Origin of the sequence: Kocuria sp. UBA5001 (genome assembly GCF_002398425.1) — a bacterium.
GTDB lineage: Bacteria > Actinomycetota > Actinomycetes > Actinomycetales > Micrococcaceae > Kocuria > Kocuria salsicia.
The window spans coordinates 291,517-317,790 of the sequence record NZ_DGYR01000001.1; the positions used below are offsets into that span (position 1 = coordinate 291,517).

Annotated in this window: 16 protein-coding genes and 1 tRNA gene; 7 read left to right on the forward strand and 10 right to left on the reverse strand. The window is 70.1% G+C overall.

The window, feature by feature from the left end:
• Positions 1-87 precede the first annotated feature (87 nt).
• Positions 88-1,932 (reverse strand): DUF6350 family protein, encoded by a 1,845-nt coding sequence (locus B3G12_RS01330; RefSeq protein WP_222126493.1) that lies wholly within the window; start codon positions 1,930-1,932, stop codon positions 88-90.
• Between the two features lie 116 nt (positions 1,933-2,048).
• Here B3G12_RS01330 and B3G12_RS01335 point away from each other — a divergent pair, with 116 nt between their 5' ends.
• Positions 2,049-3,248 carry a glycosyltransferase family 4 protein gene (locus tag B3G12_RS01335; RefSeq protein WP_144942400.1) on the forward strand — a complete coding sequence of 400 codons (1,200 nt, stop codon included), beginning with the start codon at positions 2,049-2,051 and terminating at the stop codon, positions 3,246-3,248.
• A 219-nt stretch (positions 3,249-3,467) separates the two neighbouring features.
• Complete coding sequence (locus B3G12_RS01340; RefSeq protein WP_126874927.1) at positions 3,468-3,764, forward strand: hypothetical protein; 297 nt, start codon at positions 3,468-3,470, stop codon at positions 3,762-3,764.
• Positions 3,765-3,985: 221 nt separating this feature from the next.
• Here the strand turns inward: B3G12_RS01340 and B3G12_RS01345 are convergent, their stop codons facing one another.
• The 4 genes from B3G12_RS01345 to B3G12_RS01360 form a co-directional block, all read right to left on the reverse strand.
• Positions 3,986-5,566, reverse strand: coding sequence for a GMC family oxidoreductase (locus B3G12_RS01345; protein ID WP_144942401.1), 1,581 nt, complete (start codon positions 5,564-5,566; stop codon positions 3,986-3,988).
• Between the two features lie 176 nt (positions 5,567-5,742).
• Complete coding sequence (locus tag B3G12_RS01350; protein WP_144942402.1) at positions 5,743-7,236, reverse strand: aldehyde dehydrogenase family protein; 1,494 nt, start codon at positions 7,234-7,236, stop codon at positions 5,743-5,745.
• A complete protein-coding gene (gene betT, locus B3G12_RS01355) occupies positions 7,233-9,263 on the reverse strand; it encodes a choline BCCT transporter BetT (RefSeq protein ID WP_232300236.1) in 2,031 nt (676 codons plus the stop codon). The genes B3G12_RS01350 and betT overlap by 4 nt, the downstream gene beginning before the upstream one ends.
• Positions 9,264-9,704: 441 nt before the next feature.
• Positions 9,705-12,830, reverse strand: coding sequence for a hypothetical protein (locus B3G12_RS01360; RefSeq protein ID WP_144942404.1), 3,126 nt, complete (start codon positions 12,828-12,830; stop codon positions 9,705-9,707).
• 172 nt (positions 12,831-13,002) lie between these two features.
• Between B3G12_RS01360 and B3G12_RS01365 the strand changes: the two genes are divergently transcribed.
• From B3G12_RS01365 to purU, 3 genes are all read left to right on the forward strand, one after another.
• Positions 13,003-15,993, forward strand: a complete 2,991-nt coding sequence (locus B3G12_RS01365) for a DEAD/DEAH box helicase (RefSeq protein ID WP_145010629.1) — start codon at positions 13,003-13,005, stop codon at positions 15,991-15,993.
• Between the two features lie 60 nt (positions 15,994-16,053).
• The gene (locus B3G12_RS01370) at positions 16,054-17,208 is read left to right on the forward strand and encodes a VIT1/CCC1 transporter family protein (RefSeq protein WP_144942406.1); all 1,155 of its coding nucleotides are present in this window, start codon (positions 16,054-16,056) and stop codon (positions 17,206-17,208) included.
• Positions 17,209-17,934: 726 nt separating this feature from the next.
• Entirely contained in the window at positions 17,935-18,807 is an 873-nt protein-coding gene (purU, locus tag B3G12_RS01375; RefSeq protein WP_055083448.1) for a formyltetrahydrofolate deformylase, read from the forward strand.
• A gap of 87 nt (positions 18,808-18,894) precedes the next feature.
• On the opposite strand, the gene sucD is transcribed toward purU, so the two are convergent.
• Both sucD and sucC read right to left on the reverse strand, forming a co-directional pair.
• A complete protein-coding gene (gene sucD / locus B3G12_RS01380) occupies positions 18,895-19,812 on the reverse strand; it encodes a succinate--CoA ligase subunit alpha (RefSeq protein WP_144942407.1) in 918 nt (305 codons plus the stop codon).
• Between the two features lie 32 nt (positions 19,813-19,844).
• Positions 19,845-21,014, reverse strand: a complete 1,170-nt coding sequence (sucC, locus tag B3G12_RS01385) for an ADP-forming succinate--CoA ligase subunit beta (RefSeq protein ID WP_290498718.1) — start codon at positions 21,012-21,014, stop codon at positions 19,845-19,847.
• A gap of 214 nt (positions 21,015-21,228) precedes the next feature.
• Between sucC and B3G12_RS01390 the strand changes: the two genes are divergently transcribed.
• Positions 21,229-21,978 (forward strand): hypothetical protein, encoded by a 750-nt coding sequence (locus B3G12_RS01390; protein ID WP_144942408.1) that lies wholly within the window; start codon positions 21,229-21,231, stop codon positions 21,976-21,978.
• 72 nt (positions 21,979-22,050) lie between these two features.
• On the opposite strand, the gene pcrA is transcribed toward B3G12_RS01390, so the two are convergent.
• Entirely contained in the window at positions 22,051-24,507 is a 2,457-nt protein-coding gene (pcrA, locus tag B3G12_RS01395) for a DNA helicase PcrA (RefSeq protein WP_145010632.1), read from the reverse strand.
• Between the two features lie 79 nt (positions 24,508-24,586).
• Entirely contained in the window at positions 24,587-25,315 is a 729-nt protein-coding gene (locus B3G12_RS01400; RefSeq protein WP_290498720.1) for an integrase, read from the reverse strand.
• A 105-nt stretch (positions 25,316-25,420) separates the two neighbouring features.
• Between B3G12_RS01400 and B3G12_RS01405 the strand changes: the two genes are divergently transcribed.
• On the forward strand, positions 25,421-26,122 hold the full coding sequence (locus tag B3G12_RS01405; protein ID WP_144942411.1) for a hypothetical protein: 702 nt from the start codon (positions 25,421-25,423) through the stop codon (positions 26,120-26,122).
• 78 nt (positions 26,123-26,200) lie between these two features.
• Here the strand turns inward: B3G12_RS01405 and B3G12_RS01410 are convergent.
• Positions 26,201-26,273 (reverse strand) — tRNA-Arg (locus B3G12_RS01410).
• Between the last annotated feature and the right edge of the window lies 1 nt (position 26,274).

Below are 26,274 nucleotides of genomic sequence, written 5' to 3' on the forward strand. Positions count from 1 at the left end.
AACGTATCCGTCCACGGATCCAGCTCGGCCACGGCGTTCTTCTCGTCCGGTTGCGGTCCGTGACGCGGGCACGGCACCCGCTGAAGACTACCCGCGGTCGTCCTCGTCCAGCGCGGCGAGCCGGGCGGCCTTGCGCTTCGCGGACTTCTTCGCGGCCCTGCGCTGCCTGGCCTCTGCCCGCCGAGCCACCCGGTCCGACGTCTCCTCCGCGGGGGTCTCTCGGGTGCCGGCGCCGTTGTCCGCGCGCGTGCGCGGACGGGTACCGGAATGGACAGGGAAAGCCGCGGCGGGCCGCTCGGCCGGCCGGGTGGCGCCCACGGCGGAGGACCCACCAGCGTGTGGCGCACTATCCGTGACGGATGCGGACGGCGCGGGGGTCCGGGGAACACCTGCCCCGGGAGCCACGGACTGGGGGGAGACCCCACGGGCCGCGGTGCGTCCGCGCCGCGCTCCGGCCGCCGCATCGACGTCGTCGACGGGATCGGGATCCGCCGCGTCGTCGTCCGCCTGCCACGCGCGCGAGCGGTAGCCCTCCCGCTCGAGCCAGGGCCCCAGGACGTAGCCGAGCGCGGCGCCAACCGCGAACTCCGCGCCGAGCCACAGGAAGACCTGCCACGTCTGGGGACCCACGGTGGTCAAGCGCCCGATGCCCAGCGACCCGTTGGACAGCCACGTCAGCAGCGAGACGAGGCCAGCGCCCACGGCGGCGATGAACACGACCGTGAGCAGCGTGGAGAGCAGGAACGTGAACCACCGCAGGGGCAGCCGGATGGCCATCCAGTCGTCCAGGTGGTTCTCGCCCTCGCGGCAGAACCACCACCCCGCGAGCAGACCCGCCAGCACCGGCAGCACCAGCACGGCGGGGGCCAGACCCCAGGGGTCACCGGAAGGCAGCGCCGCGAGCGCGGGCACCTGCGGAAGCGGTCCCAGGACGCTCTCGAACGGAGAGGTGATGGTGCCGGTGCCGAGCGAGAACCCCGCGCCGGTGGCCCATGCGAGCGCCCAGAGCACCAGGTTGGGCAGGTAGCCGAACTGCAGCGCCGTGAGCGCGGTGTCCCCGGCCGCGTCCGCGCCGAGGTCCTGGTAGACGGTGACCACGCGGTCCCAGTGCCACAGCAGCGTCACGGCGAACAGCAGGGCCCCGGCGCCCACCGCGGCCACGGCGGCCAGGAAGCCCGCCCGGATCACGGCCCACACGTAGGAGCCCGCCCAGCGGGAGTACTGGCTCGTGCGCTCCAACCAGGAGGCGGCGTCGGCCCCGAGGACCGCGGCGAGCGAGCGCGAGACGCTCCAGCCGCCCACGAGCGTCCCCAGCCCCGCGGGAATGAGGGGCAGCAGCGTGGCGGGCAGCAGCTCCACCCGGACCTGGTCCGTGCGGCTGAGCAGCCCCACGAGACCGGCGAACAGTCCGTAGCCGATCATGCCCGCGACGAACGGCACCAGGAACTGGCCGCGCCAGCACGCCCGCGCGATCCGGCGGCCGGCCACCACGGCCAGACCGAACGGGATGAGCGTGAGCCCCAGGGGCACGAGCGTGAGCGTGCCGCCGCCGTCCAGGGAGAGGCCCTGCACGGACTCGATGGTGAGGGGCGTGCAGTGCGCGAGCAGCCAGACCTGGCCGGCCAGGCGGAAGCTGCCCGCGGCCCCGAGGGTCGCGAAGCCGCCGGCCACCCACACGGCGCCGAGCAGCACTGCGCTGAGCAGCAACCCCACCACGGCCACCACGAGCAGCTCGATCACGCCCTGCAGTGCCAGGGGCATGGGCATGCCCGGGTTCTCGCCACGCGGAGGTCGGGTGCGCCCGGTGGCACCCGCGGCAGTGGAGCCACTGGTGCCCGAGCCCGGGTTGCTGGAGTCCCGGTTGCTGGAGCCGCGGGTGGTGAATCGGTCGCGTACGCCCGAGATCGCGCCGGGCACAGAGGGAAGTTTCATCGGCTTCATCTTTCCACGTCCGCGGGGGCGGGGCCCGCAGCCGTGTTCGCCCGTTCTTCACCGGCGCGTCACTGCCGCGTGACCCGCCCGTGGACCGGACCCGCCACGGTGGGGGCATGAGAATCGCAGTGGTCGCCGAACAGTTCCTCCCCCACATGAACGGTGTGACCCACTCGGTGCTGCGAGTGGTGGAGCACCTGCGGGCGCACGGGCACCGCGTGATGGTCGTTGCCCCGTCCTACGAGAAGGGTCTCTTTCCCGGTGCGGAGCCCGGGCTGCCCGGGGTGCACGTGGAGCGCATACCGTCCCTGCCCCTCGCCGGCTACCCGGAGGTGCGTGTGGCCGGCTGCACGGTGCACCGGATGCAGCGGGTGCTCAGCCGCTTCGCTCCGGACGTGGTGCACGTTGCCTCCCCGTTCGTCCTGGGGTGGCGCGCCATCCAGGCTGCTGCCGCCCTCGGCCTGCCGAGCGTCGCGGTCTACCAGACAGACGTGCCCGGCTACGCGGCGCGCTACGGCGCGGGAGTGCTCGAGACCGCGCTGTGGGCACACATGCGCACGATGCACAACGCCGCCACCCTCACGCTCGCGCCGTCCACGGCGTCCCTGCGGCAGCTGCGGGGCCACGACGTGCAGCGCGTGCACCTGTGGCGCCGGGGCGTGGACACCGTGCGCTTTCGCCCCGAGCTGCGGGACCACGCGTGGCGCGAACGCGTGGGTCAGGGACGCAGGCTCGTGGGCTACGTGGGCCGGCTCGCACCGGAGAAGCAGGTGGCGGACCTGGCGGTGCTGGACTCCCTGCCGGGCACGCGGCTCGTGGTGGTGGGCTCCGGGCCTGAGAAGGACGCGCTGCGCACCGCGCTGCCCCGCGCACACTTCGAGGGCTTCCGCACCGGTGACGAGCTGGCCGCGGTGATGGCCTCCCTGGACGTGTTCGTGCACCCCGGCGAGCACGAGACGTTCTGTCAGACCATCCAGGAGGCCATGGCCTCGGGCGTCCCCGTGGTGGCGGTGGGGCGCGGCGGGCCGCTGGACCTCGTGGACTCCTCACGCAACGGGTGGCTCTACCCGCCCGGGAACACGGCACGGCTGCGGGAGCTCGTGCAGGACCTGGTGGGCGACGAGGCCAAGCGCCGCGCCTTCGCCGCCACCGCGCGGGGCACGGTCCGGGACCGCACCTGGCAGGCCGTGTGCGACGAGCTGCTCGGCCACTACGAACGTGCCATGGCGACGTCTCCGCGCCCCACGACGCTGCGCACCCGACGCACCCGAACTGCACACCTGGCACGCAACGGCACCTTGGTTAAATTTTGGTGACATTCTCGGCCCGGACCTGGTTGCGGCGCAGCTCACGCGGATAGGCTCGACAACGACTTCATGAGATGTGCCTGCGCACGGGCACCACGCCCGCGCGCAACCGGAGCTCCAACTCGGCACACGCCAACCCTCGGTTCAGGGGTGGATTGGATGACGAAGCGGCCGTGTCCACACCTGTGGCCCCGGCAAGCAACCAGGAAAAACTCAGAGGCACAGAACATGAACACCGCAGCACAGACACCCCCGCAAGCTCCCGAAGCGAGCAACGAGTCCCGCGAGCAGTGGGTGGACGTCACCGTCAACGCGGACCCCGTCCGCCACGTCGTCGCCCTCACTGGATCGGACGGCACCCCCCACGAGTACTTCGCGGACGACGTCCGCGAGCTCGCCCTGGCCACCCAGCACACCAAGGGCCGCGGCCAGTGGTGCGCCAAGTACCGCAGGCTCCTGGTCCCGGGTGCGTCCCGCGTGACCGGTGGCGCCTCCTTCTACAAGCTGGAGCCCATGCCGGCCTGAGCCGCGGCTGCGCACCCAGCACAGAGGGCGGGCCCGGCGCGTGAACCACGTGCGGGGCCCGCCCCTTCTCATGTACCTGTGCTCATCAGAGTCGGTGCCGCGAAGATCTGGTGCCCCATGGAGCCGGCACTCCCCGGGCCCCCCTCCCACAAGGAGAGGCGCACCCGTGCCGGAAGCCGGCAGAGACGCCCGCAGCGGGTCGCGTCGGGCCCTGGCCCCGACTACTCGCCGGCGCGCTCCTCGCGGATCAGCTCCGCGGCGCGCTCGCCGATCATGTAGACGGTGATGTTCGGGTTCACCGTGACGAGCTCCGGCATCACCGAGGCGTCCGCGACCCGCAACCCGCTGACGCCCTTGACCCGCAGCTGCGGATCCAGGGGCGAGTCCGCGTCCGTGGCCGGGCCCATGCGGCACGAGCCCGCCGGGTGGTACACGGTGTTGTGGGTGCGGCGGATGTAGTCCGCGATCTCCTCGTCGCTCTGGACATCCTCTCCGGGGAACAGCTCCCGGCCGGCCCACTGCGAGAGCCCGCTCTGGGAGACGATCTCGCGGGCCCGGCGGATGCCCGCCGTCATGATCCGCATGTCGTAGCCCTCGGGGTCCGTGAAGTAGCGCGGGTCCACGCGGGGCTTGTCCCGGAAGTCACGCGTGCGCAGCCGCACGGTGCCGCGGGAGCGGGCGTGCGTGACGTTCGGGGTGAGGCAGAACGCGTTGTCCGCCGTGGGGTAGCCCTGCCGGTAGGTGTGCATGTCGAAGTTCACGCTGCCGTAGTGCATCATCAGGTCCGGGCGGTCCAGGCCCCCGTCCACCTGGTCGAAGATCCCGATCTCCCACCACTGGGTGGAGTCTTCCACCATGGGCTTCTTCGCCTCCCACTGGATGACCGCCTCCGGGTGGTCCTGCAGGTGCGAGCCCACGCCCGGAGAGTCCACGAGCACGTCCACGCCCACCTCGGACAGGTGCTCGGCGGGGCCGATGCCCGAGAGCATCAGCAGCTTGGGGGTGTCGATCGCACCCGCCGAGACGACCACCTCGCGCCGGGCGGAGATCCTGTGAGCCTTGCCGAACGCGTTGTCCGTGACCTCCACACCGGTGGCGCGGCGGTTCTCGTCGAAGAGCACGCGCTTGACCTGCGTGCCGGTGAGGATCGTGAGATTCTCCCGGTCCTGCGCGGGGTGCAGGTAGCTGACGGAGGAGGACGAGCGGGTGCCGTCCTCCCGCGCGCTGATCTGGAAGAAGCTCGCACCCTGCGTCACGGTCTTGCCGGTGTTGAAGTCCGCGCGCGGGATCCCGGCCTGCTCGGCCGCGTCCAGTAGAGCGACGCCGCACGGGTCCACCGCGGGCACGTTGCGCAGCCGCACGGGCCCGTCGTGGCCGTGGTGAGCGCCCGGGTCCTCGTTGTTCTCAAGCTTCTGGTAGAGCCGGAACGCCGTCTCCGAGTTCCAGTCCTCCAGCCCGTAGACGGACTCCCACTCGTCCAGGTCCTCCGACGGCGCCCAGAAGGCGATGCACGAGTTGTGGGACGAGCAACCGCCCAGCACCTTCGCGCGGGCCATGCGCATGAAGGAGTTGCCGTTCTCCTGTTCCTCGAGCGGGTAGTCCCAGTCGTGGCCGGACTCCAGCAGCTCCATCCAGCGGTTGAGCTGCAGGATCTCCGGGTAGCCGGAGTCGTGGTCCCCGGCCTCGAGCAGTGCCACGGTGACGTCCGGGTCCTCGCTCAGCCGAGCGGCGACCACCGCTCCCGCGGATCCTGCGCCCACGACCACGTAGTCGTACTCGGCGATGGGGTTCTTCTCACTCATGTGTTCTCCGTTCGGTGGGTGCCCGACGCCGTGGGCGCTCCCGCGCGGCGGCGGTGCGCACGCGGCGTCGTCGGCGGTGACTCGTGTCCCCGCCGCGCCGGGCCGGAACCCGGCGCGGCGGGGAGGAGCTCAATGGTGCTGAGCTCCGTGTGACGAACCTCGGGGGAGCGCGGCGCTCAGTGCTGTGGGAACCACCCGGTCACCGCGGGGCGGATGTTCTGGTAGACGTGCTTGGTCTCCTGGTACTCTCCCAGCCCGTCGTGGCCGAGCTCGCGGCCCACGCCGGACTGCTTCATGCCGCCCCACTCCGCCTGCGGCAGGTAGGGGTGGAAGTCGTTGATCCACACGGTGCCGTGGCGCAGCCTCCCGGCCACACGCTGGGACTTGCCCGCGTCCTGGGTCCACACTGCACCGGCGAGGCCGTAGTGGGTGTCGTTGGCGATCGCCACGGCCTCCTCCTCGGTGCGGAAGGTCTCCACGGTCACGGTGGGGCCAAAGGCCTCATCGTGCACGCAGTCCATGTCCGGGGTGCAGTTGTCGATCACCGTGGGCAGGTAGAAGAAGCCGTCTTCCAGCTGCAGGGAGCCGTCCGCGGAGGGGCCCTCCGCGAACCGGCCACCGCAGCGGATCCGGGCGCCCTGCTCACGAGCGTGCTCCACGTAGGCGTGCACCTTCTCGCGGTGGGCCTCGGAGATCAGGGCACCGGTCTCGGCCTTCTCATCGAACGGCCCGCCCAGCAGGATGGCCTCCGCGCGCGCAGCGAGGTCGCCCACGAACTGTTCGGCGATGGACTCCTCGACCACCAGGCGTGCGCCGGCGGAGCAGACCTGCCCGGAGTGCACGAAGGCGGCGTTGAGAGCGTTGTCAAGCGCAGCGTCGTAGTCGGCGTCCGCGAAGACCACGTTCGGGTTCTTCCCGCCCAGCTCCAGCGCCACCTTCTTCACGGTCGCGGCGGCCTCTCGGGCGATCACCCTGCCCGTGACGAGTCCGCCCGTGAAGGAGACGAGGTCCACGCGCGAGTCCGAGGACAGCGGCGCCCCGGCCTGGGCGCCCGCGCCGAGCACCAGGTTGGCCACGCCCGCGGGCAGCTCGAGCTCCTCGAGCACCTGCATCATGAGGATGGCCGTGTGCGGGGTGAGCTCGGCGGGCTTGAGGACGAACGTGTTGCCTGCGGCCAGAGCCGGGGCGATCTTCCACGCGGCCTGCAGCAGCGGGTAGTTCCAGGGGGTGATCAGCCCGCACACGCCCACAGGCTCGTGCACCACGCGGCTGACGACGTCCGGGTTCCCGGCGTCGACGACGCGCCCGGCGTCGTCGGCCGCGATCTTGCCGAAGTACTCGAAGCAGTCCGCAATGTCGGACATGTCCTGGCGGGACTCCTCGATGCGCTTGCCGGTGTCGAGGGACTCCGCGCGGGCGAACTCCTCGGCGCGCTCGCGCAGCCGGGCGGCCACGCGCAGCACAAAGCTGCCGCGCTCCCCCGCAGGCACGTCCGACCAGCGGCCGTCGTCGAACGCCCCACGGGCGGCGGCAATCGCGCGCTCGGTGTCCTCGGCAGTGGCCTCGGCGACGACGGCCACCTCAGTGCCGTCCGCCGGGCAGTGGATGGTGCGGGTGCCGCCCTGCAGGGCGGGGACCCACTGGCCGTCGATGTACAGGGTGCTGCTCATGCGTCGTCCTCCTTGGTCGGTGTGACCTCCAGCTCGGACGTCGGGAGTCCGATCTGGGTGCTTCCGGGGTGGTCGTGGTTGAGTCGGATGAATTCGAGATGGCGCTCGTAGCAGTCCAGGGCGTCGTTGATGAGCTGCTCGGACGTGTACCCCAGGACGTCGTAGCCCAGGGAACCCGTGGCCGTGAAGACCTCCAGGCGGTAGTACTGGTCAGAGTCCGGGTTGGTGCGGAAGCCACCGAAACCCGGGGTGGGGAAGGCCACTGGATGCACCCGGTAGACGAAGTCCCGTTCCGGTGCCAGGTCCACGTGCAGGCACACCTGCTCCACGGCCGGGTGGCCCTCGGCGGGCTTCGCCTGCACCGTGACGCCCACTCCGGTCTCGCGGATCTCGTCCGCAAACGTGGTCAGTGCGGGTACGACAACGTCGCGCGCGTAGCGCTGGGCTGCGCGGGCACCCGGGTAGCTGCCCAGCCGGGAGAGCCGGGAGCGCCAGTGGGTGTCCCGCCCGGTGCGACCCGCCACGGCAGAACGGCTGGCCACCGCGCCCGAGGCCGCGGAGCTGACCTCCACGCGCAGCGAACGCCACAGCCCCACCATGATGAGGTACATGACCACCGAGAACGGCAGGCCCATGATGAGGGTTGCGTTCTGCAGGGTGCTCACGCCGCCCACCAGCAGCATGGCCAGTGTCAGCACGCCGGTGCTCACGGCCCAGAACACGCGCAGCCACTTGGGACCGTCCTGGTTGGGGTCCTCGATCCGGGACGTGAAGTTGCTCATGACCAGGGCCCCGGAGTCCGCGGACGTCACGTAGAACAGCAGACCGGTGAATGTGGCGATCGAGGCCGCCACGGTGGCGCCGGGGTACTGCTCGAGCAGCGAGTAGAAGGCCCGCTCGGGGGTGTTCATGGCCACCTCACCGAAGGCCCTGTTGCCGCCCACCACGAGGTCCAGGGCGGAGTTCCCGAAGATCGAGATCCACAGCAGGATGAACGCGAACGGAACTGTCATGGTGCCCAGCACGAACTGGCGCAGGGTGCGCCCGCGGGAGATCCGGGCAAGGAAGAGCCCCACGAACGGCGCCCAGGCGATCCACCAGGCCCAGAAGAACAGCGTCCAGGCGCTCATCCACTCCTGCGGCGCCTCGAATGCAAACGTGTTCAGCGTCATCCCGGGGAACTGGGAGATGAAGTCCCCGATGTTCATCACGATCGAGTCCAGCAGGAACGCGGTGCGCCCGGTGACCAGGACGTAGAGCATGAGCCCAATGGCCAGCACAATGTTCAGCTCGGAGAGCCGTCTGATGCCCTTGTCCACGCCGGAGACGCACGAGACCACGGCCATGCCCACGCCCAGCGCGATCAGCGCGGACTGCACGGCGAGGTTCTCGGGCACGCCGAACAGGGACTTGAGCCCGTAGTTGAGCTGCACCACGCCGATGCCCAGGGACGTGGCCACACCGAAGACCGTGCCCAGCAGGGCGGCGGTGTCCACCGCGTCCCCCGCGACCCCGTGGATCCGCTTGCCCAGCAGGGGGTAGAGCGCAGAGCGGATGCTCAGGGGCATCCCGAAGCGGTAGGCGAAGTAGCCGAAGGCCATCCCCATGAGCGCATACATGGCCCACCCGGTGATCCCGTAGTGGAACAGCGTCCACACGACCGCCTGGCGCGCGGCCTCGAGGCTCTCCCCCTCGCCCGTGGGCGGCGCCAGGTACTGGCTGACCGGTTCGGAGACGGAGAAGAACATCAGGTCCACGCCGATGCCCGCGGCGAAGAGCATCGCCGTCCAGGTGAACATGTTGAACTCGGGCCGCGCGTGGTCCGGCCCCATGCGCACGGTGCCCCCGCGGCTTGCGGCCACCATGATCACGAAGACAATCACGAGGGTGGCGGTGAGGATGTAGAACCAGCCGAGGCGCGAACCCACCCACGCGACCACCCCGCCGATCACGGTCTCCGCGTGCTCCGGAGCCATGATGGCCCACACGGACAGCGCCACGATGGCTGTTCCAGCCGCGATCAGCACCCGCCAGTTGATCGGAAGCCGCGGCTCGGCATCGGCCGATGCGGACTGCCCCGGTTGCGCGGGTCGATCTGGCTGCGGGGGCCGATCTGGCCGCGCTCGTCGATCCGGCTTCACCGTGGTGTGGGCGCGGCTCACGGAGGATCCGGCAGGCTGCGGAGGTGTGGTCGAGGATTCACTCATGGAAGGGTCCACATGTCTGGGCCGGACGCGGGCGACCCGGGGTCGAGACGTCGTGTTACCGCACGGTAGTCCGCTGCGGCCCTCCCACTGTAGGGCAGTCGCACGCGAACGGCACATCGCGCGCTGGAGCTCCGGACCCGCCGAGCGGGCGGCACGCGGAGGCTGCACGGTGCCGCTCGGGGGACGGCACAGGAGCCACCCGGTGCCGTTCGGGGCCGCTGCGGGTCCCCGAACGGCACGGACGAGACGGCACCGGACGGTTCACCCCAGCAGCTTGGCCACCAGCGTGTGGGCGAACTCCGGGGAGATGTCCCCGTAGTTCAGGGAGAAGTCCTCGTCCACGAGCGTGGGCAGCAGCCCCGAGCACAGCACCGCGGCCCGCCCGTAGAGCCCCGGCAGCGCGGCTCCGATGGGCACTGAGAGCAGCCGCAGCTCGGGGTCGTAGCTCACGAGCGCCACTCCGGTCTCGCGTGCCACCACGTGCTTGCCGAGGTTCGAGGACACGGACCGGGCGTGGCCGGAAGCGACATCCTCGGCGGTGCGGTACGCGTAGCGCGTCTTGTGGTGGTGGTTGATCCGGTACAGCCCCGGCTGGTTGCGGTCCTCGGTGTGCTCCCATGTGGCGTCCTGCGGCACGAACCTCTCCGCCACGCCGTTGTACTGCATCTCCCGCAACGGCAGCTGCGCGATCACGGAGGAGAGCGGGGGCAGGGTCTCGAGCATCACGGGCCCGGCATCGAAGACCACGTCGCACATGCCGCTGGGCAGTGCCCGGCTCAGGACATCGAGGTCCACGTCCTGGAGCATCGTGGTGGCGTGATCCTCCGGGGAGAGCACGACGACGTCCCCGCCCTGTGCCGCCACAGCCGCGGTGACGGCGTCCTCCTGCTCCGTCTTCCACCCGCCCGTGAGCAGCACGGAGCCGTCCACGAGCTGAGTGAGCGCGGGCGAGCACACCTGCCAGCGGCGGGCCGTCCAGTTCTCGTCCCGGATCACCTCCAGGAACCCGAGGGCCTGCAGATGGCCCACGAACCACTCTTCGAAGCGCTCGGAGTCCTCCAGCTGGCGCGCCACGATGGACAGGCTCGAGCGCTTGCCGCCGCCCAGGAACGTGAGGGCGTCCTTCAGCGGCGCCCACGAGCCGGGGTACTCACCCTCGTCCGGGCCGATGAACTGCAGCGCCTCCACGGAACCGGTCTGGCCCACCGCGGAGAGCTTCGTCAGCCGCCCGGGGTAGCGCTTGGTCAGACCGCAGAACTTGCAGCGCCCGAAGACCCACGCGGCCTTCGCCTTCGGATCCATCGGGGGAAGGATCACCTTGTGCTTGCCGGTAACCATGCAGGAGACGTCCGGCGCGGCGGGCAGCTCGTTGCTGCGCTCCGGGAACATCTGGCCCTCGGCGGACTCCCAGCCCGGGACCTCGGGCACCTCGGCGGTCGCGGCGTCGTCGTCCTGCTCCCAGGGGTCCATGTTGTCGAAGGAGCCCTGGACGTACTCGTCCGGGAGCTCGTCCCGGGTGACGGCGGTGACGGGCCACAGTGGCTCCTGCGCCACGTGCACCATCTCGCCCTCGTAGCCCAGCGAGCGCTGCGTGATGTAGTACGAGCTGTCCCTCACGCGGAACTCGAGGCGCTGCTTGACGGTGCGCCCGGCACGCAGCACGAGCGTGTAGTCGTTGGGCTTCAGGCGCCCGTCCGGCAGCGCGAGCTCGGTGCGTCCCAGGCTCACCTGGAAGGGGGGCACGCGCGACGGGGTCAGCTTGGTGCTCACGAGCTTGAACGAGTGCGGGTTGCGCCACTCGCACTCGACCGACAGGGGGTCGTCACTGTCGGAGGTCACGGTCAGCTGCGGTGGGCGCAGTGCCGAGAAACGGTCCACGTCACCGGGGATCCTCAGGCCGCCGGAGAGCGTCATGGCAGGCACCAGTCGCGGGACGAGCGCCGAGAAGTTGTCGTTCACTGTCAGGGCGGGGTCCCCGGCACGCAGCACCTGGACGTCGTCGAACAGCACCCAGCCCTCCGCCACGCCATTCTCGCCCGGGCCCACCACGCGGTAGTCCGGCGACGCGGAGTCGTCCAGGATCGCGCGGATCTGCTCCACCCATTCCGGCTCATTGCGCACCATGATCCGGCACGGCCACGCGGCGGGCACGTGGTCCACGGACAGGAAGGTGTCCGAGTAGGCGTCCTTGGCGAAGACGACGACGGGGCGTGGGTTGCGCGTGAGCGTCAGCTCCCCCGCCGTGACGGTGAGCTGCCCGGAGAGCAGCGTGTCGCTGGTCATGCGGGCGCTGTACGCGGAGATGCCGAGGAAGGCGTCTCCGATGTAGGACAGGAACATCGTGCGCGGCCCGGCGGTGGTCGCGAGGTCAACCTCGCGCCCCGGGACGAGCCGCTTGGGCACCACGAAGCCCAGCTCGTACACGGGGTTGCCCACGTAGTCCGTACCGTCCGAGAGGGACAGCTCCGGGCTGCGCGTGCCGAGGTGGCGCGTGCCGCGGGTGGCCGCCGCGGCGTCGTCGTCCGGAGCAGACTCCCACGCGGCCAGCTGGGCCAGCGCCACCTGCAGGGCGGGATCGCGCGTGAGCGGGTTGGACCAGATGCTGCGCATGCTCCTGGACACGTCCGTGTCCGCGATGTCGAGCCAGAAGTCGATGTAGATGCCCAGCTCACCCGCGCTGAGGCCCTGCGCCGTGGTCAGCTCGAGGTCCTCGAAGACCTGGTGCAGCTGGCGCAGCTCCGAGGGCCCGAACAGCGTCTGGGAGAGCGCGAGACCCACCGGGCGGTGGTTGACGGCGTACGCCGAGGGCAGGCCCAGCTGGCCGTCGAAGGCCTCGAGCCAGTAGCGCAGCGCGTCCCAGTAGGTCTCGGAGTCCTTGCGCACGGACGCCTCGAGCGCCTTGACGTTGTCCTGCCCGGCCTGCAGCAGCACCGCGAGCGGGAGGTAGAAGCTGGACACGGACTTCTTGCCCGTGCGGGCCGCGAGCGCGGACATGTGCCGGCCCGCCAGTGAGAGCAGTGCGAGCAGCGCCACGATGGGCGGAGGGCCGATCTTCGTGAGGTCCTCGAGCTGGCGCCGGGACATCCGGTACCAGACCTCGGTGAGCTTGTTGAAGGCGTCGAACACGGAGCGGCGGGAGCCGTCCGTGACGAGCAGGGGCGTCACGGAGTCTGCGAGCGCACGCAGGGTCGAGGGGCCGTCCAGCCCGAACTCCGAGCCGATCTGCTCGAGCATCTTCTCGTCCAGGTCCAGCTGGACGAGGTCCCCCGCGCGCCTGGGGCCGAAGAACGCGCGCGCCACGGCGTCGTTCCAGCGCAGGTACTCGACCTCCTGGGGTCCGGATGCAATTGCGTGGTCCCCAGTGTGGAAACCGGCAGCGTCAGCCACAAATCCTCCGTCTGCGCCGTACGGCGCTCGGTCATCGTCACAGTCGTCCCAATTATAGGTTCCCGGCGGCCACGCGCTCACGGGCCGCCCGCCCGTCCCCGGAAGGGCCGATGCCGCGGGCGCGCGCCGTGCGTGCCCGCCCGGCGTCGGGCCGGACGGTACGGTAGACGCCATGGTTGGTGCTGCGCAGTTCCCGGACGCCCCTCTGCCCGGTGCGGATCCGGACTGGCGCAGCGAGCTGTCCCTCATCGTGCCCCGCTCCGGCGGGGGCAGGGTCGTCGCGGACCCGGACTCCGGTCCCGCCGCGGCGCTCGAGCTCGACCTCGTCCGCGTGCAGAACCGGGCCCCGAAGGCGTGGCAGAAATCACCCGGGGAGATCCCTCTGACTCTCTCCGCGAGGCCCGTGGTGCGGGGACGCCGCGGCTGGGTGCGCTCCGGGATCGACTGGTCGAACCTGGGCTCCAACGCCCGTTCCGGCGTGCTCGACGACGACCAGCTGGACTGGTTCGAGGAGCTGAGGACGCTCGCTGAGTCCCACCGCGGCAGCTACGCCGCGGACCGCTACCAGCTGCGCCTGGAGCGCTACACCTCACCCCTGCTGTGGCCGCTGCTCGCGCGCGCCGAGGCCCTCGGCATCCCGCTGGTCTCCCGGGGCACGGGTGCCCCCGTGGTCCTGGACCCCGCGGGCCGCTTCGAGGTCCGCGTGGACCCGGGCGAGAACGGGGAGCTGCGCCTGCACCCGCAGGTCGTGGTGGGCGAGAAGGAGATCCCCCTGCGCTGGACGCGGATCATCGGCCACCCCGGCCACGGCCTCTTCTACCCGCAGGCGACCCCCGAGGCCCTCGATGCCGCGGAGGACCTCAACCAGTTCCCGTTGCACCTCGTGGCGCTCGGCACGCGCCTGAACCAGCAGCAGCGCTCGTTCCTGGACCGCGCCGAGACGTTGACGGTGCCGCAGGAAGGAGTGGAGGAGTTCTTCGATAGCTACTTCCCGCGCCTGCACCAGAGCATGCACGTGACCGCCGGGGAGGAGTCCCTGGTGCTGCCGCAGGTCGCGGATCCCGAGTTCGTACTCACCCTCCACCACGACGACCTCACCGAGCGTGTCGAGTGGGAGTGGGAGTACCAGAAGGGCCGCGAACGGGTGCGGCTGCCGTTCAGGCCCCTGGACCCGCTGGGGGACGAGGCCGTGGCGCGGGAGTCCGGCTGGGAGTCCTCCATGGTCCAGGCGGTGCACCGCAGGATCCCGGACCTCGACTTCCGGCGTGGCTCCTACGCCGCCGAGGACGCACTCACGCTGCTGCGCACCTGGCTCCCCCAGTTGCGCAGGATCCCGGACCTGCGCATCGAAGAGACCGGCGGGCGCCCCGCCTACGAGGAGGTCAACGAGCCCACGCAGATCACGGTCTCCACGGCGCCCACCGAGCACCACGACTGGTTCGGGCTGGGAGTGACCGTCCGCGTGGGCGAGCATTACCTGCCGTTCTCCGAGATCTTCCAGGCCCTGGACCGCGGCCAGGACGTCATGCTGCTGCCGGACGGCTCCTACTTCTCCCTGGACCGTCCTGAGTTCATCCGATTGCGGGAGCTGATCGCCGAGGCCCGGACCCTGCAGGAGGACAAGGGTGGACCCCTGAGCCTTAACCGGTACCAGAGCAGCCTGTGGGAGCAGTTCGAGGAGCTGGCCACGGACACCGAGCAGGCCGAGCAGTGGCGCACCGGCGTGCGCGCCCTCGCGCACCTTGACGAGATCCCCTCTCCGCCGGTGCCCCCGCAGCTGCAGGCCACGCTGCGCCCGTACCAGTACGAGGGGTTCCGCTGGCTGAGCTTCCTGTGGGACCACGACCTCGGCGGGATCCTCGCGGACGACATGGGCCTCGGGAAGACCGTGCAGACCATCGCGGCCGTCCTGCGCGCCGTGGAGCGGGACCCGGACCTCCCGCCGTACCTGGTGGTCGCCCCCACCTCCGTGGTGGCCAACTGGTCCGCAGAGCTGCGCCGCTTCGCCCCCTCCCTGAGCACCACGGTGCTCACGAGCACCAAGGACTCGGTGACCGACGCCGCGGCGCACTCCCACGTGGTGCTCACCTCCTACGCGCTGCTGCGCCTGGACGCCGAGGCCTACCAGGACGTGGACTGGGCCGGAGTGGTCATGGACGAGGCCCAGTTCGTGAAAAATCCGCGGACCAAGGCCTACCGCGCGGTCAAGAACCTGCGAGCCCGCACCCGCCTCGCCATCACGGGCACCCCCATGGAGAACAGCCTGTCCGAGCTGTGGTCCCTCCTCTCCCTCACCGCTGCGGGCCTGTTCCCCTCGCGCAAGCAGTTCACGGAGCACTACCAGCGGCCCATCGAGCGCGCCATGGACTCAGACGCCCTGGCCAGGCTGCGGGCCCGGCTGCGCCCGTTCATGCTGCGGCGCACCAAGGCGGACGTGGACCTGCAGCTGCCCCCCAAGCTCGAGCACGTGCTGCCGGTGGGTCTGAACCCGGAGCACCGTGCCGCCTACGACCGCAGGCTGCAGCGCGAGCGCGCCAAGATCCTGGGGCTGCTGCGGGACTTCGACCGCAACAGGTTCACCATCTTCCAGTCGCTCACCACGCTGCGGATGCTCGCGCTGGACCCAGCGCTCGTGGACCCCGAGTCCACCGCGGCGTCCTCCAAGCTGGACGTGCTCTTCGAGCAGCTTCCGCAGCTCGTCCAGGAAGGCCACCGGCCACTCGTGTTCAGCCAGTTCACCAGCTTCCTGAAGATCGTCGCGGACCGTCTGGACGAGGCCGGGATCGCATACGCCTACCTGGACGGCAGCACCCGGGACCGTGCGGGCGCCCTCGAGACGTTCCGCAGCGGCCGCGCCCCCGTGTTCCTCGTGAGCCTCAAGGCCGGCGGCTTCGGCATCAACCTCACCGAGGCGGACTACTGCTACCTCCTGGACCCGTGGTGGAACCCCGCCGCGGAGAACCAGGCGGTGGACCGCACCCACCGGATCGGGCAGACCAAGAAGGTCATGGTCTACCGGATGGTCGCGGAGAACACGATCGAGGAGAAGGTCATGGAGCTGAAGACCCGCAAGGCAGACCTCTTCAGCGCCGTGCTCGACGACGAGCGCGTGTTCTCCGCAACCCTGAACGCGGACGACATCCGCTCGCTCGTCGGAGTCTGAGCCGGCAAGTTCGGGCTCCCGAAAGCACCTCCCGCGGCCCCGCGCGTAGGATCCCCAGTCATGCCACGAACCACCACGCCGTCGTCCACGCCGCCCGAGACCCACGAGCCGACTCCCACCCAGATCCGCCGCTGGCGCCACTACCTCGCGGACGAGCTCGCGGAGGCCGCCACCTACGAGCACCTGGCCCGCCACAGCTCCGGGCGCCACGCTGAGATCCTGCACAGCGTGGCGGAGGGCGAGGGCCGCCACGCGGAGCACTGGCGCCGACTGCTCGGACCCCACGCGGAGAAGACCGTGCGCCCGGCACTGCAGGCGCAGCTGCTGATGTTCCTGGCCAAGCACGTGGGCTCCGTCTTCGTGCTCGCCCTGCTGCAGCGCGCCGAGTCCCGTTCCCCGTACCGGGAGGACCCGGACGCCACCGATGCCATGGCGGCGGACGAGGCCGTGCACGAGGAGATCATCCGGGCACTCGCCACGGACGGCCGCACCCGGCTGTCCGGGAACTTCCGCGCGGCGGTGTTCGGCGCGAACGACGGCCTGGTCTCGAACCTCGCGCTCGTGATGGGCGTGGGCGCCACGGGCACGTCGAGCTCCATGGTGCTCTTCTCCGGGGTGGCCGGCCTGCTCGCCGGCGCGCTGTCCATGGGCGCGGGCGAGTTCGTGTCCGTGCGCTCCCAGCGCGAGCTCCTGGACGCCTCGCAGCCCACGCAGGTCACGCTGGAGGTGGCACCCTCCCTGGACCTCGATGCGAACGAGCTCACCCTGATCTACCGGGCCCGTGGCATGAGCGAGGAGGCCGCCGAGCACCGCGCGGCAGAGCGTCTCGGCTACCACGACTGCGACTGCGACCCCTCGCTGTCCTTCCAGGACGAGCGGGCGCGGCTCGCGCTGGCCACGGACGAGGACGCCCCGGCCGCGGGGGAGAACCAGGCCCTCGGCACGGACCTGGGTGCGGCGGCCTCCAGCTTCTGCTTCTTCGCCTCCGGCGCCATCATCCCGATCCTCCCGTACCTGTTCGGCCTGGGCGGCTGGGTGGCGATGGCCGTGGGCATGGCACTCGTGGGCCTGGCGCTGCTGGTGACCGGCGGATTCGTGGGCCTGCTCTCCGGCGCCTCTCCGCTTAAGCGGGGACTGCGGCAACTCGGGATCGGCTACGGCGCGGCAGTGGCCACCTACCTGCTGGGGCTGGCGTTCAACACGGGGACCGCCTGAGACAGTCTCGCCGCTTCGCGCGGGCCACCACCTCCCGCTTGTCCCCTCTAGTGGCCACATTTTTATCAGTTATCCAGGACATAGGCCAGTCTTCGCCTTCGCTAATCATATCCGGCCGAAAAGATCTGATCGTTTGCCCTAGTCAGAGGCCTATTGAGTCGGAAAATGGTCGCCGCGAGCCCCCTCCGCAATATCACACTGCGAGTCGGCAGAAAGTGTATGCAAAATCACAAGCTCCGAGTAATCTGAGAAATTCGGATATTCTGAGGGCGTGGTTCTACGAACCACCGCAACGGGAGACTTCGCACAGGGAAATCGCCACACCTGCACTGGGGGGTGCACTGTGGCAGATGCTGTGCGTCGGTAGCCGCTCAGCCCACGGCTTGATCCCGTTGAGGCGTTATCGCCTGCCGGTGGCCGCTGGTTCTCTGACAGAGGCGCACCTCTCCCCGCGCCGGACGGGCTCCTACCGTCCGCTCTCGCGGCCACCGGTCGACAACGCCCCCGCGGCTCCCCGAAGGGCCGGTGTCTTGGGGCCCACAAGCATCCCGAGACACGTCATCATCCCACCGACGGGCAGAGCACCGAATCGGGCAGGTCCCGGAATGGGCAGCCGCCCGGGACGCGCGAGGCCCGGGGGACGATAGGATCAGCTGCGGCCGCGCCACCGGACGAGTGGTCTGACGAGCCGCACCGTGACCCACCCTGACCCAGGAGCATCCCCTCATGTCTGCCCAGACGGCCGCGCCCGACGAGCACATCCTGACCGCCCACTGCCCCGAGGCGTACGGCCTTGTCAGCGCCGTGGCCTCCAACCTCACCGGCCAGGGATGCGACATCTTCGACGTCAAGCACTTCTCCGACCGCCACAACAACGAGTTCTTCATCCGCTGCCACACGATCAGCGAGCCCGGGACAGTGACCACGGAGTCGCTCATCGAGGGCTTCCGCCCCGTAGCGGAGAAGCACCGGATGGACTTCCGATTGGTGGATGCGCGCAAGAAGACCAGGGTCCTCGTGATGGTCTCCAAGATCTCGCACTGCCTCGTGGACCTGCTGCACCGCGCCCACGTGGGCTCCCTGCCCGTGGAGATCGTAGCGGTGGTGTCCAACCACACGGACCTGCGCCCGCTCGTGGACCTCTACGAGGTGCCGTTCCACCACGTTCCCGTCACCCGGGACACCAAGCCCCGGGCGGAGACCCAGCTGCTCGAGTTCGTGGACGCCTACGACGCCGAGCTGGTGGTCCTCGCCCGCTACATGCAGATCCTCTCGGACGAGCTCACCCAGCAGCTCACCGGGCGTTGCATCAACATCCACCACTCGTTCCTGCCCTCGTTCAAGGGTGCCAAGCCCTATCACCAGGCGTACGAGCGCGGCGTGAAGATGGTGGGGGCCACCGCCCACTACGTCACCCCGGACCTCGACGAGGGCCCCATCATCGCCCAGCGTGTGATCCCCGTGGACCACGCCCACGCCCCGGAAGACCTTGTGGCGGTGGGCTCCGAGGCGGAGACCCAGGCCCTGTCCCGCGCAGTGAAGTGGCACACCGAAGGCCGCGTGGTGGTCTCCGGCAACCGCACCATCGTGCTCGCCTGAGCCGTTCCACAGACGACCGACGCCGCTCCCCACCGAGGTGGGCGAGCGGCGTCGTCGTGTGAGGCGTCCCGGAGAACCGGGAACCGGTCACTTGCCGTCGAAGATGTCCCGCATGAGCTGCGCGGTCTCCGAGGGGGTCTTGCCGACCTTCACCCCGGCGGCCTCGAGAGCCTCCTTCTTGGCCTGGGCCGTTCCGGAGGAGCCGGAGACGATGGCTCCGGCGTGACCCATGGTCTTGCCCTCGGGAGCGGTGAAGCCGGCCACGTAGCCCACGACGGGCTTGGAGACGTTGGCCTTGATGAAGTCCGCGGCGCGCTCCTCGGCGTCGCCGCCGATCTCGCCGATCATCACGATGGCCTCGGTCTCCGGGTCCGCCTCGAACGCCTCGAGGGCATCGATGTGGGTGGTGCCAATGACCGGGTCGCCGCCGATGCCGATGGCGGTGGTGAAGCCGAGGTCACGCAACTCGTACATCATCTGGTAGGTCAGCGTGCCGGACTTGGAGACCAGGCCCAGCTTGCCCTTGCCCGTGATGTTCGCGGGTGTGATGCCCAGCAGCGACTCCTCCGGGGAGATGATGCCGGGGCAGTTCGGGCCGATGATGCGGGTCTTGGGCTTGCCGTCCGCGCCGGTGTTGGCCTGCGAGTGGGCCCAGAACTCCGCGGAGTCCTGCACCGGGATGCCCTCGGTGATCACGACGACGAGCGGGATCTCGGCGTCGATGGCCTCGATCACGGCGTCCTTGCAGAAGGCCGGCGGCACGAAGACGATCGACGCGTTCGCACCGGTCTCCTTTATGGCCTCGCTCACGGTGCCGAAGACCGGCAGCTCGACGGCGGTGCCGTCCTGGTCCTTGTGGCTCACCGTGGTCCCGGCCTTGCGGGCGTTCACGCCACCGAGCACCTGGGTGCCGGCCGCGAGCATGCGGGCGGTGTGCTTGGTGCCCTCGCCGCCCGTGATGCCCTGAACGATGACCTTGGAGTCCTTGTTCAAAAAGATCGACATGTCTTCTTCCTGGTAGCTGTGCGCGTGGGCGATTACTTGGCGGAGTGGGCGAGCTCGGCGGCCTTGTCGGCGCCCTCGTCCATGGTGTCCGCGTTGGTGACCAGCGGGTGGTTGGCTTCGCGCAGGATCGCGCGGCCCTCGACCACGTTGTTGCCGTCCAGTCGCACCACGATGGGCTTGGTGGCGGAGTCCCCGAGGATCTCCAGAGCCTTGACGATGCCACGGGCGACCTCGTCGCACGCGGTGATCCCGCCGAAGACGTTCACGAACACGGACTTGACCTGGGGATCACCGAGGATGACGTCCAGGCCGGCGGACATGACGGCCGCGGAGGCCCCGCCGCCGATGTCCAGGAAGTTGGCGGGCTTCACGTTGCCGTGCTTCTCACCCGCGTACGCCACGACGTCCAGGGTGGACATCACCAGACCGGCGCCGTTGCCGATGATCCCGACCTCACCGTCCAGCTTGACGTAGTTGAGGTCGTTCTCCTTGGCCTTCTCCTCCAGGGGATCGGCCGTGGTCTTGTCCGCGAGCTCGGCGTGCTCGGGGTGGCGGAACTCGGCGTTGTCGTCCAGGGAGACTTTGCCGTCCAGGGCGAGGATCTCGCCATCGCCGGTCTTGACCAGCGGGTTGACCTCCACCAGGGTGGCATCCTCCTTGGTATAGACCTCACCGAGCTTCACGAGCACCGGGATGACCTTCTCGGCGGTCTCGGCGTCGAACTTGGCCTGCTCCAAGATCTCGCGCGCCTTGGCCTCGGTGATGCCGTCAGCGGGGCTGACGTCCACGCGGGCCAGGGCGTCCGGGCGCTCCACGGCGAGCTGCTCGATCTCCATGCCGCCCTCGACCGAGCACATGGCCAGGTAGGAGCGGTTGGCGCGGTCCAGCAGGACGGAGAAGTAGTACTCCTCGGCGATGTCCGCGCCCTGCGCGATCATCACGCGGTGGACGGTGTGGCCCTTGATGTCCATGCCCAGGATCTGCTGGGCGTACTCGTAGGCCTCATCCGCGGTCTTCGCGACCTTGACGCCGCCGGCCTTGCCGCGGCCGCCGACCTTGACCTGGGCCTTGACGACGGTCACGCCGCCGATCTTCTCGGCAGCTGCCTTGGCTTCTTCTGGGGTAGTGGCGACGATGCCGGCCAGCACGGGAACGCCGTGCTTCTCGAACAGGTCGCGTGCCTGGTACTCAAACAGGTCCACGGATAAGTGTCCTTCTGCGTCGAGGTGTGTCGTCCCGCGCCGGGAACCCCCGGCTGGAGCGACCTGATGTGGGGGGATGCGGCGCAACGCTGCGCTCACAGGGCCCTCGCAGCGATTTTAGTCCATGGGACCGTCACGGAGCACACAAGTCTCGGCGCCCCGCCCCACCCGAGCAGATTCCCGCGCGCGGGGGCCCGGCTGGTTGACTGGAGCCATGCGACGCATCGGACTGCCGGAGACCTGGGACGCCCGCGAGGCGGACCGCGGATTCATGGCCTCGCTCGGCACACTCGCGTTCGTCTCGCTGGGCCTCGAGCTCGTGGTGGCCGGCACGGTGCTGACGGCCACGGGCTCGCTGCCGGTGGACACCGCACTGGGCTGGCAGTGCCTCGAGTGGTTCGGCATCGGCGTCATCTGGCTGCTCGTGGCGCGGGCCCTGGTGGCGTGGTCACGACGCCGCGGCGTCGATCCCCTGCCCGGCACGGGCCCCGACGGCGGGACGGAGGCAACGCTGGACCACCGGCGGTGGCGCGGCATCCTGGTGTGCTTCGTGGCAGCCGTCGTGCTGGCGCTCGTGCTGCCCGGGATGCTCGACGGCTCCTGGGCCGTGGCGCCCGTGGAGCGCTATAGCGAGCTCTTCGCGGGCTACGGCGGTCTCGCGTGGCTCGCGATGCTCGCGTGGGTGGTCCGACTCGTGGGCCGCTGCGCGGTGGTCGCGAGCCTGCTGGCGTACTCCCACCGGGCCGTGAGCGAGCTCGTGAACCGGCGCCCCGTGGGTTGGGTGCCGTGGGGAGGTCTCGTGACGGGAGTCCTGATGGCCGCGGTGGCGCTGCTGGACCGGGGTCAGGCGGCGGCGCTGACCACGCTGCTCGTGTACCTGCTGCTGGGTGTGGTCCACGTGCGTTCGGGCGAGTCGCTGCGCATCACCGCGCTGTTCGCGGTTCCCGTGCTCGCCCTGCTCTGACGCCCGCGGCACACCACCGTCCCGGCTCCGCCGTATTCCTGTGACCCGACGAGGGCTGCGGTCCGCCCGGCCTCACTCCGCCTTGGTCATGGGGGCGTAGCGCAGCAGCAGCCGCTTCTCCTCGGCGCCGAAGCGCACCTTGGCCACGGTCTTGTCCCCGGATCCCTCCAGTGCCACCACCGAACCGCGGCCGAACGCCTTGTGCTCCACGGTGTCGCCCACACTCAGGGACGGAATCTCCTTCTGGGGCTGCACGCGGCCCGACGCCGCTGGGGACAGCCTGCGGAACGTCGCGCCCGACCCCGCGCCGGCACCCCACGACGAGCCCCGCAGCGGGTCCCTCGCCTGGGAGGCCGAGTGGATGGGTGAGCCCCACCCGCCAGCGGCGGCAGCGCCCTCGCGTTTCCAGTCAACGAGGTGGGCGGGGATCTCGTCCAGGAACGGGCTCGCGGGATTGAACTGCGACTGCCCCCACATGGAGCGCGACTCTGCCCGTGTGATGTAGAGCCGCTGCCGGGCGCGGGTGATGCCCACGTACGCGAGCCTGCGCTCCTCCTCCATGCTGGAGGGGTCCATGAAGCTGCGCTGGTGCGGGAAGATCCCGTGCTCCATGCCGGTCAGGAACACCACGGGGAACTCCAGGCCCTTGGCGGTGTGCAGGGTCATCAGGGTCACCACGCCCTGCGAGCGCGCCTCCTCGACCTCGCGCGCGATCTGCTGGGCACTCGCACCGCCTTCCTCGGTCGCGGGCTGCTGCGGGATCTGGTCTGCGTCCGCCACGAGGGCGACGTGCTCCAGGAACTCCCCAAGCCCGGCGTCCGGATGGTCTTTCTCGAACTCGCGCACCACGGCCACGAGCTCCGCGAGGTTTTCCACGCGGGACTCGTCCTGGGGGTCGTTGGAGGATCGCAGCGCCTCGAGGTAGCCAGACTGTTCCAGTACGGCTTCGAGGACTGCCGTGGTGGAGGCACCCTCGGAGAGCTCCCGCAGGTCGTCCATGAGCTGGGCGAACTTCGCCACGGCGTTCGCCGAGCGGGTGGCGAGACCCGGGGCCTCGTCGAGCCGGTGCATGGCCTCGGAGAACGAGATGTCCTCGCGCTCGGCGAGCGCGGCGATGGAGCCCTGGGCGCGGTCCCCGATCCCCCGCTTGGGCTCGTTGATGATCCGGCGCACGGTGATGTCGTCCGCGGGATTGGTGATCGCGCGCAGGTAGGACATGGCGTCCTTGATCTCCTTGCGCTCGTAGAACCGGGTGCCACCCACCACTTTGTAGGGCAGGCCCACGCGCATCAGGATCTCCTCGAGGGAGCGGGACTGGGCGTTGGTGCGGTAGAACACGGCGACGTCGCCGGGGCGGATCCCGTGCTCGTCCTGGAGCCTGTCGATCTCCTCCGCGATGAACCGCGCCTCCTCGTGCTCGTTCTCCGCGGCATAGCCGACGATCGGGGCGCCGTCCCCCTCGGCGGTCCACAACTTCTTGTCCCGACGGTCGGCGTTCTGGGAGATCACGGCGTTGGCGGCGGAGAGGATGTTCTGAGTTGAGCGGTAGTTCTGTTCCAGCATGATGGTGCGCGCCGACGGGAAGTCCCGCTCGAAGTCCGTGATGTTGCGGATGTCCGCGCCGCGGAAGGCGTAGATGGACTGGTCCGAGTCGCCCACCACGGTGAGCTCGGCCGGGGGGATCCCGGAGTCGTCCGTGTGCGTGGGCGAGTTCCCGCCCACGAGCTCCCGCACGAGTGCGTACTGCGCGTGGTTGGTGTCCTGGTACTCGTCCACGAGCACGTGCCGGAAGCGGCGGCGGTAGTACTCCAGGACCTGTGGGAACGCGCGGAACATGTGCACGGTCTCGCCGATGAGGTCGTCGAAGTCCATGGCGTTGGCCGCGCGCAGCCGCTGCGTGTACCCGCGGTAGACCTGGGCCACGGCGGACTCGAACGGATCCGTGGAACTGGCGCGGGCCAGGAAGGTCTCGTCATCCACGAGCTCGTTCTTCAGCGCCGAGATCTTGTGCTGGATGGCCTTGGGCGCGAACTTCTTGGGGTCCAGCTCGTGCTGCTTGGCCACCTGGGTGATGAGCCGCAGGGAGTCCGCGGCGTCGTAGATGGAGAAGTTCGTGTTCAGCCCCAGCGTCTTCGCCTCGCGCCGCAGGATCCGCACGCACAGCGAGTGGAACGTGGAGATCCACATGGACCGCGCGGACTCTCCCACGAGCTCCACGATCCGCTCGCGCATCTCCGCGGCGGCCTTGTTCGTGAACGTGATGGCGAGGATCTCGCCGCGCCGTGCCCGCCCCGTGGCGAGCAGGTGGGCGATGCGGTGCGTCAGCACCCTGGTCTTGCCGGAGCCCGCACCGGCCACGATGAGCAACGGGGCACCGGAGTGCTCCACGGCGGCACGCTGGGGCTCGTTGAGGCCCTCCACCAGGCGGGTGGGGGACACCGCGTCCGCAGCGGGAGCGTTGTCCCGGCTGCCCGGGCCCGTCCGGACCGACGACGCCGAGAGCAGAGGATTGTCAGAGAGGTAGTCCATGGTGGCCCCAGCCTAACCGGGCTCTCCGACGCGCCGTGCGTCCCCGCCCGGCGACCGCGCTCGCAGTTCTCCTGCCGGCTCAGACGTAGCGGGGTTCGACCAGGTGTCGGCCGTTGGCGTCCTCGACCCACAGCTGGGAGTCCGCCACGGTGACCCGCACCGGGGCCCGCAGCACGACGTCGTCGTCCAGGACGTCCTCCTCCGTGCGCGGCCCGCCGTAGATGGTGGTGACCTCCCCCTCGGAAGGGTCCAGGTGGCGAAGGGCGTCGTTGCCGGTGTCCGCAACCACCACGGATCCGTCGTAGAGGATCTGCAGGTCCTCGGGGTGCGCGAGCTTGGCGTCCTCGGCCGGGCCGTCCACGTATCCGGCCCCGTGCCGGCCCACGACCGTGACCACGTGTGGATCGCCGTCCGGGCGGTCCGTGTCGACCGTGATGTAGCGCAGCGCGGAGGAGTCGCGGTCCACGAGCCAGATCTTCCCGTCCGGCGCCTCGGTGATGGAGACCGTGGCGGCGAACTTGGCCTGGGCGATCTTCCCGTCCCTGCGCCCGGGCTCCCCTACGCCCGCGTACTCCTGGAGGAAGTCTGTGTAGGGGTCCCAGTGGAAGAGCTGGTTGGTCTCGGGGGCCGCGGCGAGCACCACGGAGAGCTTGTGCGACCAGACGATGTCCGCCAGCCGGGCGCCTTTCAGGACGCCGCAGTCGATACGCCGCCGCACGGTCGTGTGGTCCGACTCGTAGAGGGTCAGGCCGCCGTCCTCATCCGCGCTCATGAGCAGGCCGTCTGGCAGGCCGATGGAGAGTTCCATGACCGTCACCACCTTTCGCGGTGCCCGCGGGGCACCTGACCTCCACCCCGTGCAGGAGTGGCACCCGTAGTCCATTCACAGTACAACCCGGGGGATAATGGGGCCATGGGTATGACCAGAGCGCAGAAGGTCAAGAAGTACGGGGAGAGCGAGGGCTCCACGCCCACCGCGCCGAGGCGCTCACGGGACCCGGCCGTGCGTCCCGTGAGCGTGCACGAGATGCGCCCCGGCGAGCTCGCCCCGGAGCCCGGCAAGAGCTCCTCCGCGGGCATCCTCGTGGGGGTCGCGTTCTCCGTGGGCGTGGCGCTGTGGCTGTACTACCACCTGCTCGTGCTGCAAGGAGTCTCCGGCGCCCTGGCCGGAGGGGTCACGGCCCCGGAGCTGCTGGCCGGCGGCTTCTCCGCCGAGCACCTGGCGGACTTCGCCCGCGGGCTCGGCACGGACGGGCGCACCGAGTACGAGGGCGTCCATGCAACAACAGGTCTGCTCACGCCCCTGCTCACCGGACTGGGCTGGCTGCTCTTCACGGGGCTGAACACCCCGCAGCGGGCCCGCAAGTGGGTCTACTGGGTGGTCGTGCTCGCCTACGCCGTGGTCTTCCTGCTGGGCAACTGCGCGCTCGACTCCGCCGTGGCCCACCCGCAGGACACCGCGTACGCCGCGTACGCCTCGGGGCTCGTGCTCACCCGGTGGCTCCTCTTCGCCGCCCTGCTGCTCATCGCCCTGCTCGTCTGCGTCTCGGTGGTGCGCCGCAAGCTCGATGACTTCTCCCAGGGCAGGCTCCCCGGGCAGCGACCCCGGAGCTGAACTCCCCGCCGCAACCACCGGACACGAGGCCCCCGGACACGACGGTGCCCCACCCGAGAACGGGTGGGGCACTTCTCGTGCCCCCGATTGGATTCGAACCAACGACACCGGCTTTAGGAGAGCCGTGCTCTATCCCCTGAGCTACGAGGGCA